Origin of the sequence: Brachymonas denitrificans, assembly GCF_907163135.1 — a bacterium.
Lineage (GTDB): Bacteria > Pseudomonadota > Gammaproteobacteria > Burkholderiales > Burkholderiaceae_C > Brachymonas > Brachymonas denitrificans_A.
Genome location: NZ_CAJQUA010000001.1, coordinates 2,612,811 through 2,627,028, shown reverse-complemented (window position 1 = coordinate 2,627,028; position 14,218 = coordinate 2,612,811). Strand labels below are relative to the sequence as shown.

Annotated in this window: 11 protein-coding genes and 2 pseudogenes; 11 read left to right on the top strand and 2 right to left on the bottom strand. The window is 65.4% G+C overall.

The annotated features are described in order from the left end of the window. Nucleotides 1-85: 85 nt before the first annotated feature. The 8 genes and pseudogenes from recQ (at nt 86) to ubiD (ending at nt 7,843) form a co-directional block, all read left to right on the top strand. The gene (recQ, locus tag KKQ75_RS12305) at nt 86-1,942 is read left to right on the top strand and encodes a DNA helicase RecQ (protein ID WP_213362503.1); all 1,857 of its coding nucleotides are present in this window, start codon (nt 86-88) and stop codon (nt 1,940-1,942) included. Nucleotides 1,943-2,140: 198 nt separating this feature from the next. Further along, nucleotides 2,141-2,422, top strand: coding sequence for a DUF2249 domain-containing protein (locus KKQ75_RS12300; RefSeq protein WP_213362502.1), 282 nt, complete (start codon nt 2,141-2,143; stop codon nt 2,420-2,422). Between the two features lie 15 nt (nt 2,423-2,437). Next, nucleotides 2,438-3,493 (top strand): ubiquinone anaerobic biosynthesis protein UbiU, encoded by a 1,056-nt coding sequence (ubiU, locus tag KKQ75_RS12295; protein ID WP_434087727.1) that lies wholly within the window; start codon nt 2,438-2,440, stop codon nt 3,491-3,493. 73 nt (nt 3,494-3,566) lie between these two features. Beyond that, the gene (ubiV, locus tag KKQ75_RS12290; protein ID WP_213362821.1) at nt 3,567-4,463 is read left to right on the top strand and encodes a ubiquinone anaerobic biosynthesis protein UbiV; all 897 of its coding nucleotides are present in this window, start codon (nt 3,567-3,569) and stop codon (nt 4,461-4,463) included. Nucleotides 4,464-4,491: 28 nt separating this feature from the next. Continuing rightward, a complete protein-coding gene (gene ubiT / locus KKQ75_RS12285; RefSeq protein WP_213362501.1) occupies nt 4,492-5,016 on the top strand; it encodes a ubiquinone anaerobic biosynthesis accessory factor UbiT in 525 nt (174 codons plus the stop codon). Between the two features lie 36 nt (nt 5,017-5,052). Then, nucleotides 5,053-5,371 (top strand): annotated as a pseudogene (locus KKQ75_RS13115) (putative zinc-binding protein); the annotation flags it as partial. A 228-nt stretch (nt 5,372-5,599) separates the two neighbouring features. After that, a pseudogene (locus KKQ75_RS12275) lies at nt 5,600-6,169 on the top strand (UbiX family flavin prenyltransferase); the annotation flags it as partial. A 189-nt stretch (nt 6,170-6,358) separates the two neighbouring features. After that, on the top strand, nt 6,359-7,843 hold the full coding sequence (ubiD, locus tag KKQ75_RS12270) for a 4-hydroxy-3-polyprenylbenzoate decarboxylase (RefSeq protein ID WP_213362498.1): 1,485 nt from the start codon (nt 6,359-6,361) through the stop codon (nt 7,841-7,843). Nucleotides 7,844-7,888: 45 nt separating this feature from the next. Here ubiD and KKQ75_RS13110 read toward each other — a convergent pair whose 3' ends face one another. Beyond that, the gene (locus tag KKQ75_RS13110; protein ID WP_250131088.1) at nt 7,889-8,698 is read right to left on the bottom strand and encodes a pseudouridine synthase; all 810 of its coding nucleotides are present in this window, start codon (nt 8,696-8,698) and stop codon (nt 7,889-7,891) included. An 815-nt stretch (nt 8,699-9,513) separates the two neighbouring features. After that, on the bottom strand, nt 9,514-10,236 hold the full coding sequence (locus tag KKQ75_RS12260; protein ID WP_213362496.1) for a Crp/Fnr family transcriptional regulator: 723 nt from the start codon (nt 10,234-10,236) through the stop codon (nt 9,514-9,516). A gap of 262 nt (nt 10,237-10,498) precedes the next feature. Here KKQ75_RS12260 and KKQ75_RS12255 point away from each other — a divergent pair, with 262 nt between their 5' ends. From KKQ75_RS12255 to KKQ75_RS12245, 3 genes are read left to right on the top strand one after another with little or no spacing between them, the layout of a single operon-like run. Next, nucleotides 10,499-12,433: an AMP-dependent synthetase/ligase gene (locus KKQ75_RS12255; protein ID WP_213362495.1), complete on the top strand. Its 1,935-nt coding sequence runs from the start codon at nt 10,499-10,501 to the stop codon at nt 12,431-12,433. Nucleotides 12,434-12,456: 23 nt separating this feature from the next. Next, nucleotides 12,457-13,242 (top strand): ABC transporter ATP-binding protein, encoded by a 786-nt coding sequence (locus tag KKQ75_RS12250; RefSeq protein WP_213362494.1) that lies wholly within the window; start codon nt 12,457-12,459, stop codon nt 13,240-13,242. Between the two features lie 24 nt (nt 13,243-13,266). Then, on the top strand, nt 13,267-14,196 hold the full coding sequence (locus tag KKQ75_RS12245; protein ID WP_213362493.1) for a branched-chain amino acid ABC transporter permease: 930 nt from the start codon (nt 13,267-13,269) through the stop codon (nt 14,194-14,196). Nucleotides 14,197-14,218 lie beyond the last annotated feature (22 nt).

Genomic DNA, 14,218 nt, shown 5'->3' with positions numbered 1-14,218 from the left:
TTGCGCATGCTGCCCTCAGTCTTGAAATTCCACCCGCTCATCTGCAAGAATATAATACAAATATACTAATTTTTGACACAGCGTTATGTCTGAAAGCTCCCCTCTCACCATCTTGCAGCAAGTCTTCGGCTATCCCGCCTTCCGCGGCCAACAGCAGGCCATCATTGATACGGTGGTGGCAGGTGGCGATGCGCTGGTGCTGATGCCAACGGGCGGCGGCAAGTCGCTGTGCTACCAGGTTCCGGCCATTGCGCGGCAGCGGCTGGGGCATGGCTGCACCATTGTGGTGTCGCCATTGGTGGCGCTGATGCACGACCAGGTGGGCGCGCTGCATGAGGCGGGCGTTGCAGCGGCGTTTCTCAATTCCACGCTGTCTTCCAGCGAAGCGCAGCAGGTGGAGCAGGATCTGCTCGGCGGGCGGCTGACGCTGCTGTACGTGGCGCCGGAACGGCTGGTCACGCCGCGCTTTCTGGGCCTGATGCAACGCCTGTACGAGCGCGGGCAACTGGCCCTGTTCGCCATCGACGAGGCGCATTGCGTGAGCCAGTGGGGCCATGATTTCCGGCCGGAATACCGTCAGCTCACTCTCCTGCACGAGCAGTTTGCCGGCGTGCCGCGTATTGCCCTGACCGCCACCGCCGACGCCATCACGCGCGAGGACATTGCCGAGCGGCTGGAGCTGCAGCAGGCGCAGCAGTTCGTCAGCAGCTTCGACCGGCCCAACATCCGCTACACCATCGTCGAAAAGCGCGATCCGCTGGCGCAGCTCAAGCGCTTCATCGAAAACGAGCATGAAGGCGATGCCGGCGTGGTGTATTGCCAGAGCCGCCGCCGCGTGGAGGAAGTGGCCGAGGCGCTGGTGCGCGAGGGCATCGACGCCATGCCCTACCATGCAGGGCTCGATGCCGCCACGCGGCAGGCGAATCAGGACCGCTTTCTGCGCGAGGAAGGCGTGGTGATGGTGGCGACGATCGCCTTCGGCATGGGCATCGACAAGCCGGATGTGCGCTTTGTCGCGCATCTGGATCTGCCGCGCAATATCGAGAGCTACTACCAGGAAACAGGCCGGGCCGGGCGCGATGGCCTGCCTTCGCAGGCCTGGATGGCTTACGGCCTGCAGGATGTGGTGAACCAGCGCCGCATGATCGACGACAGCCCGGCCGACGATGCCTTCAAGCGCGTGCAGACCGGCAAGCTCGATGCGCTGCTGGCGCTGGCCGAGGCGACCGATTGCCGGCGTGTGCGCTTGCTGGGCTATTTCGGCGAGGCCTCGCACCCCTGCGGCAACTGCGACAACTGCCTGCACCCGCCCGAGGTGTGGGATGCCACCGAACTGGCGCGCAAGCTGCTCTCCACCGTGTACCGCCTGCACGAAAAAACCGGCATCGGCTTCGGTGCCGGCCATGTGATGGACGTGCTGCGCGGCAAGGATACCGACAAGGTGCGGCAGTTCGGGCACGAGAGTCTCAGCACCTACGGCTTGGCACCCGACAGCAGCGAGACCGAATTGCGCGGCGTGCTGCGGCAACTGGTGGCGCTGGGGGCGCTGCAGGTGGACAGCGCGCACTTCAACACACTGCGGCTGACGGCGGCGGCGCGACCTATCCTGCGCGGCGAACAGACGCTGCAGTTGCGCCATGTGGTGGCCACGCCGCGCAAGCGCGGGCAGCGCGACGGCAGCGGGCGCAAGCGTGCCAGTGCTGCCGCACATCTGGACCAGGCCGGCCAGGCGCGTTTCGAGGCGCTCAAGGCCTGGCGCAGCGAGGTGGCGCGGGCGCACAGCGTGCCGGCCTACGTGATCTTCCATGACAGCGTGCTGGCCGCGATCGCCGAAGAAGATCCGGGCACGCTCAGCGCGCTGCGCGGCACCAGCGGCGTGGGGGATGCCAAACTGGAGCGCTATGGCGAGGAACTGCTGCGCGTGCTGGAGGCGAGTGCCTGAGTTCTCGCCAGCATGGAGCGCCGGTTCTCGAAGGCTGCGCTTGCCTGTTCAGGAGCACTGGCTGTTGAACTGACTTCACAAGCCGTATCTTTTTTCAAGCCGGCTGCGCATCGGCACTTCATTGCTTCACGTCAAGGCCCTGGTGGCACTTTGGGTGAACACTCCCCATTCCACTTCTTCGAAGCTGAGGAGAGACCCATGCCTACCATTCCGCTGCAGCCCGTCGGCATGCCGCACGACCATTCGCGTGCCGACGCCATCTATGGTTTCGATGCCCGCGGCATCGCCAAGCGTTTCCGCCACGCCGCCATTTTCGGCGCACTCGATGCGCTGCAGGCCGGCGAAACCATGCGTTTCGTGAACGACCACGACCCGATCCCCCTGCTGCACCAGATGGTCGCCCGCTACGGCGAAGGCGTGCAGATCACCTACCGCCAGCGCGACGCGGAGGGGGTGGTAATCGATTTCGTGCGCCAGTAAGCCCTGCCATTCCCGATGACAGCAATGAATCCCGGGCTGGCCACGGACGTGGTACAGCCCCCGATGGAACTGGTCTGCCCCGCCGGCAGCCTGCCCGCACTGAAGCAGGCTGTCGACCATGGCGCAGACTGCGTCTACCTGGGTTTCAGGGACGCGACCAATGCCCGCAACTTCGCGGGCCTGAATTTCGACAACAAGGCCATCGCCGCCGGCATCGCGTATGCCCATGCGCGCGGGCGCAAGGTGCTGCTGGCACTCAATACCTATGCGCGCAGCGATTCGGTGGATGTGTGGCGCAGCGCGGTGGATCGCGCGGCCGACATGGGGATAGACGCCATCATCATGGCCGACCCCGGCCTGATGCAGTACACGGCGCGCCGCCATCCCGGTGTGCGCCTGCATCTGTCGGTGCAGGGCTCGGCCACGCATGCCGCAGCCATCAATTTCTACCATGAGCAGTTCGGCATTTCGCGCGCCGTGCTGCCTCGCGTGCTCTCGCTGACGCAGGTGGAGCAGCTGATCGACAAGACGCCGGTGGAGATCGAGGTGTTCGGTTTCGGCAGCCTGTGCGTGATGGTGGAGGGACGCTGCCAGCTGTCGTCCTATGCCACCGGCGAGGCGCCCAACACGCACGGCGTGTGCTCGCCCGCCAAGGCGGTGCGCTGGCAGGAAACGCCCAAGGGGCTGGAGGCGCGCCTGAACGGCGTGCTGATCGACCGCTACGGCGAAGGCGAAAGCGCCGGCTATCCCACGCTGTGCAAGGGCCGCTTCGACGTGGGCGATGTGCGCAGCGAGGACGGCTACTACGCCATCGAGGAGCCGACCAGCCTGAACACGCTGTCCATCCTGCCGCAGCTCTACCGCATGGGCGTGCGCGCCATCAAGGTGGAAGGGCGCCAGCGCAGCCCGGCCTATGTGGCGCAAGTGACGCGCGTGCTGCGCGAAGCGCTGGACCACTGCCACGAGAACCCGCACCGCTACACGCCGCGCTCGGGCTGGATGACGGCGCTGGCTGACGTGTCCGAAGGCCAGCAGCAGACCCTGGGCGCCTACCACCGGCCCTGGAAATAAGCCATGGACTTCCCTGTCACTCTTTTTCTGGAAATCCGCCATGCCCAGTGATCCGGCACAAGCTTCCCCCTCCATGCAGCTGGCCCTCGGGCCGCTGCTGTATTACTGGCCGCGCGAGACGGTGTTCGAGTTCTACCAGCAGATAGCCGAAACGCCGGTGGATCTGGTCTACCTGGGCGAAGCGGTCTGCTCGCGCCGGCACGAGCTGCGCCTGGCCGACTGGATCGACGTGGCGCGCATGCTGCGCGATGCGGGCAAGCAGGCCATTCTGTCGACCCAGGTGCTGATCGAATCCGGCAGCGACGCCGCCGTGGCGCGCCGCATCGTCGAAAACGGCGATTTTCTGGTCGAGGCCAACGACATGGGCGCGGTGCAGATGGTGGCCGGCAAGTTGCCGTTCGTCGCCGGTCCGCATCTGAACCTGTACAACCAGCCTGCCCTGCAGTGGATGGCCGATCTCGGCGCTGTACGCTGGGTGCCGCCTTTGGAGATGGCGCAGACCGAGCTGCAGGTGCTGCAACAGCAGCGCCCCCACGGCCTGCAGACCGAGGTGTTTGCGCTGGGCCGCATGCCGCTGGCATTCTCCGCGCGCTGCTTTACCGCCCGCCACCGCAACCTGCCCAAGGACGACTGCCAGTTCAGCTGCATCGACTACCCCGACGGCCTGTTGCTGCAGACGCGCGAGGGCGAAGGCTTTCTCACGCTCAACGGCATCCAGACGCAGTCCGCCCATGTCTGCAACCTCGTGCAGGAACTGCCCACATTGCAGGCTATGGGGGTGGAGGTGCTGCGCCTGAGCCCGCAATCGCTGCATATGCGCGAACTGGTGCAGCTGTGGCGCGACGCGCTCGACCAGCGCCTGACACCGGCCGACGCCCATGCACAGATGCTGCCGCTGCTGCCGGACCAGCCCTGCAACGGCTACTGGCACGGCCGCTCGGGCATGGAGCAGATCGCTGTACCGGCGTGAAGCCCGGACACTTTGGAAGGAAACCCGCATGTCTTCCCGTTTGATCCCCGATGACTTCGTTTTGCCCGGCCCGGTGTCTGGCGTGCTGCAGCACCTGCCCCGCTGGCCCGGGGCCTTGCTGTTTGTGGGCGCGCTGAACCTGACACTGGCGCGCCAGCTGCCGGAGGATGTGGCCCAGGCGCTGGCAGGCCGGCCGCTGCGGCTGGAAATCCGCGATGCCGGCATCCACTGCGATTTCCAGTGGCAGGGCACGCGCTTTGCGCCACTGCACAGCGTGCAGGGGCCGCCGGACCTGACCATTCGCGCCCACGCCAGCGATTTCATCGCGCTGGCACGCCGCTCGCAGGACCCCGACACGCTGTTCTTCAACCGCCGCCTGAGCATGGAAGGCGATACCGAACTCGGCCTGATGGTGAAGAACACACTCGACGCCATGGAGCTGCCGGTGTTCGATCCGCGCCAGTTCCGCCTGCCCGACCTGGGCAAGCTGCCGCGCCCGCCCCACCCGCGCGACGTTCTGCAGCGCCTGCGGGAGCATCTGCCGCACCACTGATTGATTGTTTCGCTCCGTTAGTTCGAAGGAGTCCCCATGTCCAAACCCCGTGACCAGCATCCGCTGGTGTATTCCTGCTCCGGCTGCTCCAGCGCCGCCCAGTTGGCCAACCATGTTGCCCTGCAACTCGATCGCCGCGGCGTGGCCGAGATGTCCTGCATTGCCGGCGTCGGCGGCGATGTGCCCTCGCTGGTCAAGCTGGCGCGCTCTGGCCGGCCCATCATTGCGCTGGATGGCTGCCAGCTGCAATGCGTGAACAACACGCTGGCGCGACATACGATCACGCCGGATCGCCACTTTCAGCTGCAGGAACAGGGCGTGCGCAAGAAGCTGCACCAGGATTTCGATCCGGAACAGGCAGAGGAAGTGATCGGGCATGTGCTGGCAGATCTGCAGGCAGAGCCGCTGCCGCAGCGCAATGCTTCGCTGGTGGGGGCGCATGGCGAGCCGGGGCAAGACGTATCCTCCTCGCCGACTGAAGACGCTTCTGGCTGCTCAAGCATTCCGGCCAGCGCGGGTGGCGACGGGAGCGAGGGCCGGCCGGCATGACACCCCGCGCCCACGCACAGGCGCGGCACGCTTCATGAGCACGCGCCGCATCGTGATCGGTATCTCCGGCGCCAGCGGCGCCGTGCTGGCCGTGCGCCTGCTGCAGGCCCTGCGGGCGCAGCCGGATATCGAAACGCATGTGACGGTCAGCGATGCCGCGTGGCTCACGCTGCGGCACGAACTGGATATGGGGCCGGATGAACTGGCCGCGCTGGCGTATCAGGTGCATGACATCAACGCCGTCGGCGCCACCATTGCCAGCGGCTCGTTCCGCTGCAGCGCCATGGTGGTGGCGCCCTGTTCCATGCGCACGCTGGCGGCCATCGCGCACGGGCTGGGCGACAACCTGCTCACGCGCGCCGCCGATGTGATGCTCAAGGAACGCCGCCGTCTGGTGCTGGTGGCACGCGAGGCGCCGCTGAATCTGGCGCACCTGCGCAATATGACCTCCGTGACCGAGATGGGCGCCATCGTTTATCCGCCTGTGCCGGCGTTCTACCAGCATCCGCAGACGGTGGACGATGTGGTGCGCCATTGCGTGGCGCGGGTACTGGACCTGATCGACGTGCCGCAGGCGCTGTCGGAAGGATGGAGCGGCTTGCCGAATGCCTCTGCTGTGCGCACCAGCACAGTGTGCGCCAACAGGGAATCAGGCGTTCTGGACACAAGCCACCCTCCTGCCACCTCGGCGGCTGACCCGATGGAGCCGCCCGCCCACGCAGGAGATTCCGCCAGCCCGCACTATCGCGAAAACGCCATCCTGCCCCATAGCCATTCCCATTAGACGCCATCCATGTACCGCGACCTGCGCGACTTTATCCAGCAACTGGAAAGCTCCGGCCAGCTGCGCCGCATTGCAGAGCCCGTCTCGCCCCATCTCGAGATGACGGCCGTGTGCGACCACACGCTGCGCCGCGGCGGTCCGGCACTGTTGTTCACCCGGCCGACCGGACACCAGCTTCCGGTACTGGGCAACCTGTTCGGCACGCCACAACGCGTGATGCAGGCCATGGGCGTACAGGAACTGGCGCAGGTGCGCGAGTTGGGCAGCGTACTGGCCGACATGAAGGAGCCCTCCGCCCCGCAGGGCCTGCGCGAGATGATCGGCATGAGCGGGCTGCTGAAATCGCTCTGGCACATGGCGCCACGCACGGTGTCGCATCCGCCCTGCCAGCAGATCGTGCAGGAAGGCGACGAGGTGGACCTGACGGCGCTGCCGATCCAGCACTGCTGGCCCGGCGACGTGGCGCCGCTGCTCACCTGGGGCCTGACCATCACGCGCGGGCCGCACAAGCCGCGCCAGAATCTGGGCATCTACCGCCAGCAGCTATTGTCTCGCAAGCAACTGATCATGCGCTGGCTGCCGCACCGCGGTGGCGCGCTGGATTTCCGGGAGCATGCGCTGGCGCATCCAGGCACACCGTTTCCGGTGGCGGTGGCGCTGGGCGCCGATCCCGCCACGTTGCTGGGCGCAGTGGTGCCCGTGCCCGATGCCTTGTCCGAATACCAGTTTGCCGGCCTGCTGCGCGGCAGCAAGACCGAAGTGGCCGCGGCACTGGGCAGCAAGCTGCAGGTGCCGGCACATGCGGAAATCGTGCTCGAAGGCCATATCCAGTCCGACGCCAGCCACCCCAGCGGCTATGCGCATGCACTGGAAGGCCCCTACGGCGACCACACTGGCTACTACAACGAGCGGGCCGAGTTTCCCGTTTTCACCGTCGATCGCATCACCCAACGCCACGACGCCATCTACCACTCCACCTACACCGGCCGCCCGCCGGACGAACCGGCCGTTCTCGGCCAGGTGCTGAACGAACTGTTCGTGCCGCTGCTGCAACGCCATCTGCCGGAAGTGACCGACTTCTACCTGCCCCCGGAAGGCTGCAGCTACCGCATGGCGGTAGTGCAGATCCGCAAGGCCTATCCCGGCCATGCGCGCCGCGTGATGATGGGCATCTGGGGCCATCTGCGCCAGTTCATGTACACCAAGTTCATCATCGTGGTAGACGAGGATGTGGACGTGCGCAACTGGAACGACGTGGTCTGGGCCATGACCACGCGCTGCGACCCCGCGCGCGACACCATGCTGGTGGAGAACACCCCGATCGACTACCTGGACTTTGCCTCGCCCGTGAGCGGACTGGGCAGCAAGATGGGGCTGGATGCCACCAACAAGTGGCCCGGAGAGACGACGCGCGAGTGGGGCAGGCCCATCACCATGCCGCCGGAAGTCCTCCAGCGCGTGCAGGGGGTGCTGGATGCGCTGGATCGTGCATGACACGCCGCATTACCCTGCGCCGCCTGTGAGGCATCTTGCAGTTTTTCAGAATCCTTCTGTCGCTCCCAGATAGCGCCACTCCCCCACCGGCAGATTACCCAGCATCACCCGCCCGATGCGGATGCGCTTGAGGCCGACGACCTTCAGGCCCACGGCTTCGCACATGCGGCGGATCTGGCGCTTCTTGCCTTCGACCAGCACAAAGCGCAGCTGCTCGGGGTTCTGCCAGTCGACCTGGGCCGGCAGCAGCGGCTGGCCGTCCAGGCTCAGGCCATGGCGCAGCAGGGCGAGTTGATCCGGCGGGAACACCGCCTCGACGTTCTCGCTCACCACTCGACCGCCGTCGTCGTATTCCACGCGCACCAGGTATTCCTTGTCCACCGTGCTGGCCTCTCCGATCAGCTGGCGCGCCACGCGGCCGTCCTGCGTCAGCACCAGCAGGCCGGTAGAGTCGATATCCAGCCGGCCGGCCGGCGCCAGCCCGCGCAACTGTTGCGGGCTGAAACGCTGGGGATGCCTGTCTTCACGCCAGCGGCTGCGCGCATTGATCAGGCTGGCTGCACTCTGGTAGCCGTCCTCGGGCTGGCCACTGACGTAGCCGACAGGCTTGTGGATCAGGATGGTGACGCGTTGCGCCTGCTCGCCATGCGCGGCCTGTTCCACGTCGATGTGGTCCTCGGGTCCGACACGCTGGCCGGTTTCGGCCCGCTGGCCGTTCACCAGCACCCAGCCCCGGGCAATCCATTCGTCGGCTTCGCGGCGTGAGCACAGCCCCAGCTCGGCCAGACGCTTGTTCAGGCGCATGCCTTCGGCGTGTGCCGCGACGGGTTGCGGCTGCGCTTTGGCGGGCGACATCTGTCCGGGTTGCGTGCGGGTTGCCGGCGGCAAAGGGGCCCGCCGCGGGCGATCATCCTCCCCGAACCGCGATGGACGCTCTGCATCACGGCGTACATCGCCTTGGAACCGCGGTCGGCGCTCTGCATCGGGAGCTCCCCGATCCGCAAAACGAGGCTTGCGCTCTGCGTCCGGAGGCGCCGCATCCCGGAATCGCGGCCGGCGCTCCGCAGCTTCGCCTCGCTCGCTCCGCATGGGCCGCTCGAAACGGCCTTGTCGCTCCGGCGCTCCATCGTCATCACGCGTGCGCGGTGGCCGCGCCGGACGATCCGGCCAGTCGCCGCGCTGCGGACGATCCCCTTCCGGCCGGCCCGCCCGGGGCCGCTCGGTACGTTGGCCATAAGGGGCACGGGCAGCACGCTCTCCGCGTTCTCCGCGTTCTCCGCGCTCGCCCCGTCCGCCACTGTCCTCGCGCCCGAAACGATCGCCCGGCTGGGCAGCAGGCCTGGGCGGCGCATCGGCACGCCACACATTGCTGCGAACCGAGCGCATCGGCGCACCCGGCTTGCCCGCAGGCGACTGCGACTGGCTGCCCTTGCTGCGCAGCGGTGCGTTGCGGGAGGAGGATGAAGCGGCGCCGGAATCAGGCTGTACCGGCTTGGCCGGACGCGAGAGCGTGCGGCGCGGTTTGGGGGTATCGGAACTCATGGCGCATTATCCCGCGCCCGGCCTGCGGCAGCCAGCGTTAATTGCTGCTGCAGACCACGCCGCACCAGTCGCACCCGCACCAGCCGTGCAACTGTGCAACCGGATGGCCTCGCCCTACCCCTCCACGCTCATTGCCGCTCGAAGGTGCCAGTACGCAGCAACTGCAGGTCGGACACGATCAACCCGCCATAGGCCACGCGGATGGCCCCGTACGACTCCAGCACCGTCAGCGCCTCGTTCACGCGCTGGCGCGAGAGACCGACCAGATACGCCAGTTCCTGCTGCGTGATGCGCAGCACTTCCTCCACCGCCGGAAACAGCACCGGATTGAACAAGGCCGCCAGGCTGCGCGCCACCCGCATGTTCGGGCTGTTCAGCCGCTCGGTCTCACGCGCCGCCACGAACTGGCCCAGGCGCTCGTTGAGCTGGTTCATGATGAAGCGGTTGAAGCCGATCGAATGGTCCAGCACCTCATGGAAGGTGTCGATCGGCAAGGCCGCCACCATGCTGGTGCGCAAGGCCTGGATGTTGTAGCGGTAGGGTTCGCGCTTGAGCAGCGTACCCTCGCCGAACCAGCCGCCCGGTGCCACGCCCGAAAACGTGATGCTCTGGCCGTTGACGTTGTCGTTGCTCATCTTGAGCAGGCCCTCGAGCAGGCCGAACCAGTAGGTAGGGGCCCGTCCCGTGCGGCAGACCAGCTCTCCCGCATGCACCTGGCCGACGACCATGTCATCGCGCACGCGCCGCTGGCATTCTGGGGTAAGGACGTGCCACCAGGCAATAGTTTCCAGTTCGTCCTGGCTTGCGGCGCGGCGGCGCTCCAGCAGGGTAAGGCTAGGGGTCGGGATCATGTTCGGAAGGGAATAGCGGTTTGCGCGACCGGAATTGTCGGTGAAACAACCTCTTGACGGCAATGTCCATCCACTATGCCAGCCAAAACCCCTCTTCATCCATCAGGGTTAAACCTAAAGAGGGAATGCCCTAGATTGTCGCCATAAAGACACCCAAACAACAAAGTCGCCGCTACCATTCATCGCAGACATTTGGTGCGTTGCGGCATGTAACACGCGCAACGGGCTTTTACAAACATCACGGAGACAACGAGGCAAGCGCATGAACATGACCTTCCCCCGATTGCTGCTGGAGCATGCAAGCCAGCGCCCCAACGAGCACGCCATGCGTGAGAAAGAGTACGGGATCTGGCAGACCTGGACCTGGCAGCGCGCGGCTGACGAAGTGCGCTGGATGGCCTGCGGCCTGGCCAGCCTCGGCTTCAAGGCCGGCAACAACCTGGCCATTGCCGGCAACAACCGCCCGCACCTGTACCTGACCTTCCTGGCAGTGCAGAGCCTGCGCGGCATTCCGGTGCCCATGTACCAGGATGCGGTGGCTTCCGAGATGGCCTTCGTGCTGCAGGATGCCGACATCCACTTCGTGTTCGCCGAAGACCAGGAACAGGTCGACAAGATGCTGGAACTGCGCGAGACCCTGCCCGGCCTCACGCACATCATCTACGACGATCCGCGCGGCATGCGCAACTACGACGAGCCCGGCCTGATCAGCGTGGAGCAGCTGTTCGAGCTGGGCCGCAAGTTCGAGCAGCAGAACAGCGGCTTCTACGCCCAGGCGCTGGAGCAGGTGCAGCCCGACGATGTGGCCGTGATCCTGTACACCTCCGGCACCACCGGAAAGCCCAAGGGCGTGTGCCAGACGCACCGCGCCTTCATCGGCGCAGCCCAGGGCAGCAAGGAAGTCGACGGCCTGCTGACCAGCGACAACATGATCTGCTACCTGCCGCCGGCCTGGGTGGGCGACTTCCTGTTCTCCATCGCCCAGTGGCTGGTGGTGGGCTTCACCATCAACTGCCCCGAATCGGCCGAAACGCTATCCATCGACATGCGCGAGATCGGCCCCACCTACTACTTCGCGCCGCCCCGCGTGTTCGAGGGCATGCTGACTTCCGTCTCCATCCGCATGGAAGATGCCGGCAAGCTCAAGCAGTGGATGTACAAGTCGGCCATGAACGTCGCCACGCGCGTCGGCTCCGACATTCTCGACGGCCAGAGCGTGGGCTTCGGCGACCGCATCAAATACAAGCTGGGTGACTGGTTCGTGTACGGCCCGCTCAAGAACGTGATGGGCCTGAGCCGCATCCGCGTGGCCTACACCGCCGGCGCCGCCATCGGCCCGGACCTGTTCCGCTTCTTCCGCTCCATTGGCGTCAACCTCAAGCAGCTCTACGGCCAGACCGAGACCTGCGCCTACGTCTGCCTGCAGAAGAACGGCCGCGTCAAACTCAACACCGTGGGCGAAGCCGCTCCCGGCATCGAACTGAAAATTGCGGAGAACGGCGAAGTGCTGGTCAAGGGCGTGTCGGTGCTCAAGGAATACTACAAGCGTCCCGACGCAACCGCCGAAGTAATCGACGAGAACGGTTACTTCAAGACGGGTGACGCCGGCGTGATCGACCACGACGGCCAGCTGCGCATCATCGACCGCGCCAAGGACGTGGGCAAGCTCGCCGGCGGCGCCATGTTCGCGCCCAACTACATCGAGAACAAGCTCAAGTTCTTCCCGCAGATCAAGGAAGCCGTGTGCTTCGGCCACGACCGCAACGAGGTGATGGCCTTCATCAACATCGACTACGAGGCGGTGGGCAACTGGGCCGAGCGCCAGGGTCTGCCCTATGGCGGCTACGTGGATCTGGCTGCCAAGCCGCAGGTGCTGGAAATGGTGCGCGACTGCGTGGAGAAGGTCAACGCCGACCTGGCCCGCGAGGAAGGCATGGAAGACACCCAGGTCACGCGCTTCCTGGTGCTGCACAAGGAACTCGATCCGGACGACGACGAGCTGACCCGCACGCGCAAGGTGCGCCGCGGCTTCATCTCCGACAAGTACAAGGTTCTGGTGGATGCGCTGTACGAGGGCAAGCCCGAGCAGTTCATCGAGACCCAGGTCAAGTTCGAGGACGGCCGCACCGGCAAGGTGAGCGCCACCCTCAAGCTGGCCGATGCCAAGACCTTCCCCGCCACCCGGGCCGCTGCCTGACCCCCTGACGGAAAGACCGCATCATGACTACCAAGAAAATCGGCGACGTCATTCTCGACATCAAGAACATCAGCCTGCGCTTCGGCGGCGTAAAGGCATTGACCGACATCAGCTTCAACGTGATGGAGCACGAGATCCGCTCCATCATCGGCCCCAACGGCGCCGGCAAGAGCTCGATGCTGAACTGCATCAACGGCGTCTACACGCCGACCGAAGGCTCCATCACCTTCCGCGGCAAGACCTTCGACCACATGAACAGCCGCCAGGTGGCAGAGATGGGCGTGGCCCGTACCTTCCAGAACCTGGCGCTGTTCAAGGGCATGAGCGTGCTGGACAACATCATGTCCGGCCGCAACCTGAAGATCAAGAGCAACATCTTCATGCAGGCGCTGCGCATCGGCCCGGCCGAGCGCGAGGAAATCGCGCACCGCGAGAAGGTGGAGCGCATCATCGACTTCCTGGAAATCCAGGCCTACCGCAAGACGCCCGTGGGCACCCTGCCCTACGGTCTGCAAAAGCGCGTCGACCTGGGCCGCGCGCTGGCCATGGAGCCGCAGGTGCTGCTGCTCGATGAGCCGATGGCCGGCATGAACGTCGAGGAAAAGCAGGACATGAGCCGCTTCATCCTGGACGTGAACAACGAGTTCGGCACCACCATCGTGCTGATCGAGCACGACATGGGCGTGGTGATGGACATTTCCGACCGCGTGGTGGTGCTGGACTACGGCAAGAAGATCGGCGACGGCAGCCCCGACGAAGTGCGCAACAACGAAGACGTGATCCGGGCCTACCTGGGCGCCAGTCACTAAACCCGCCATCAAGGAGATTTCAAAATGGGATTTTTTCTGGAAACCCTGCTCGGCGGCCTGATGACGGGCATGCTGTACGCGCTGGTCGCGCTGGGCTTTGTGCTGATTTTCAAGGCATCCGGCGTATTCAACTTCGCCCAGGGCGCCATGGTGCTGTTCGCGGCGCTGGCCATGGCCCGCCTGGCTGAATGGATTCCCAAATACCTGGGGATCAACAACATGATCGTCGCCAACATCGTCGCCTTCATCGGTGCGGCGCTGGTGATGTTCGTGGTGGCCTGGGCCATCGAACGCTTCGTGCTGCGTCATCTGGTCAACCAGGAAGGCGCCACGCTGCTGATGGCCACGCTGGGCATCACCTACCTGCTCGAAGGCATCGGCCAGACCCTGTTCGGCAGCGAGATCTACTCCATCAACATCGGCATGCCCAAGGATCCGATGATCATCCTGGAAAGCGTGATCGAGGGTGGCGTGCTGGTGAACAAGGAAGACCTGATTGCCGCTGCAATTGCCGCAGTGCTGGTGGCAGGCCTGTCCGTGTTCTTCCAGAAGACCACCACCGGTCGTGCCCTGCGCGCCGTGGCCGATGACCACCAGGCCGCCCAGTCCATCGGCATCCCGCTCAACCGCATCTGGGTGATCGTGTGGTGCGTGGCCGGCGTGGTGGCCCTGGTGGCCGGCATGATCTGGGGCTCCAAGCTCGGCGTGCAGTTCTCCCTGGCAACCGTGGCCCTGCGTGCCCTGCCGGTGGTGATCCTGGGCGGCCTCACCTCCGTGCCCGGCGCCATCATCGGCGGCCTGATCATCGGCGTGGGCGAGAAGCTGTCCGAGGTCTACATCGGCCCCATGGTCGGCGGCGGCATCGAGATCTGGTTCGCCTACGTGCTGGCCCTGGTGTTCCTGCTGTTCCGTCCGCAAGGCCTGTTCGGTGAAAAGATCATCGATCGCGTGTAACCCATAACGATAAAACCTGGAG

Coding starts and splice junctions, on each gene's coding strand:
- KKQ75_RS13110 (WP_250131088.1), bottom strand. CDS start 8,698: ATGTCGCCCGCCAAAGCGCAGCCGCAACCCGTCGCGGCACACGCCGAA.
- KKQ75_RS12250 (WP_213362494.1), top strand. CDS start 12,457: ATGACTACCAAGAAAATCGGCGACGTCATTCTCGACATCAAGAACATC.
- recQ (WP_213362503.1), top strand. CDS start 86: ATGTCTGAAAGCTCCCCTCTCACCATCTTGCAGCAAGTCTTCGGCTAT.
- KKQ75_RS12300 (WP_213362502.1), top strand. CDS start 2,141: ATGCCTACCATTCCGCTGCAGCCCGTCGGCATGCCGCACGACCATTCG.
- KKQ75_RS12255 (WP_213362495.1), top strand. CDS start 10,499: ATGAACATGACCTTCCCCCGATTGCTGCTGGAGCATGCAAGCCAGCGC.
- KKQ75_RS12260 (WP_213362496.1), bottom strand. CDS start 10,236: ATGATCCCGACCCCTAGCCTTACCCTGCTGGAGCGCCGCCGCGCCGCA.
- ubiD (WP_213362498.1), top strand. CDS start 6,359: ATGTACCGCGACCTGCGCGACTTTATCCAGCAACTGGAAAGCTCCGGC.
- ubiU (WP_434087727.1), top strand. CDS start 2,438: ATGACAGCAATGAATCCCGGGCTGGCCACGGACGTGGTACAGCCCCCG.
- ubiT (WP_213362501.1), top strand. CDS start 4,492: ATGTCTTCCCGTTTGATCCCCGATGACTTCGTTTTGCCCGGCCCGGTG.
- ubiV (WP_213362821.1), top strand. CDS start 3,567: ATGCAGCTGGCCCTCGGGCCGCTGCTGTATTACTGGCCGCGCGAGACG.
- KKQ75_RS12245 (WP_213362493.1), top strand. CDS start 13,267: ATGGGATTTTTTCTGGAAACCCTGCTCGGCGGCCTGATGACGGGCATG.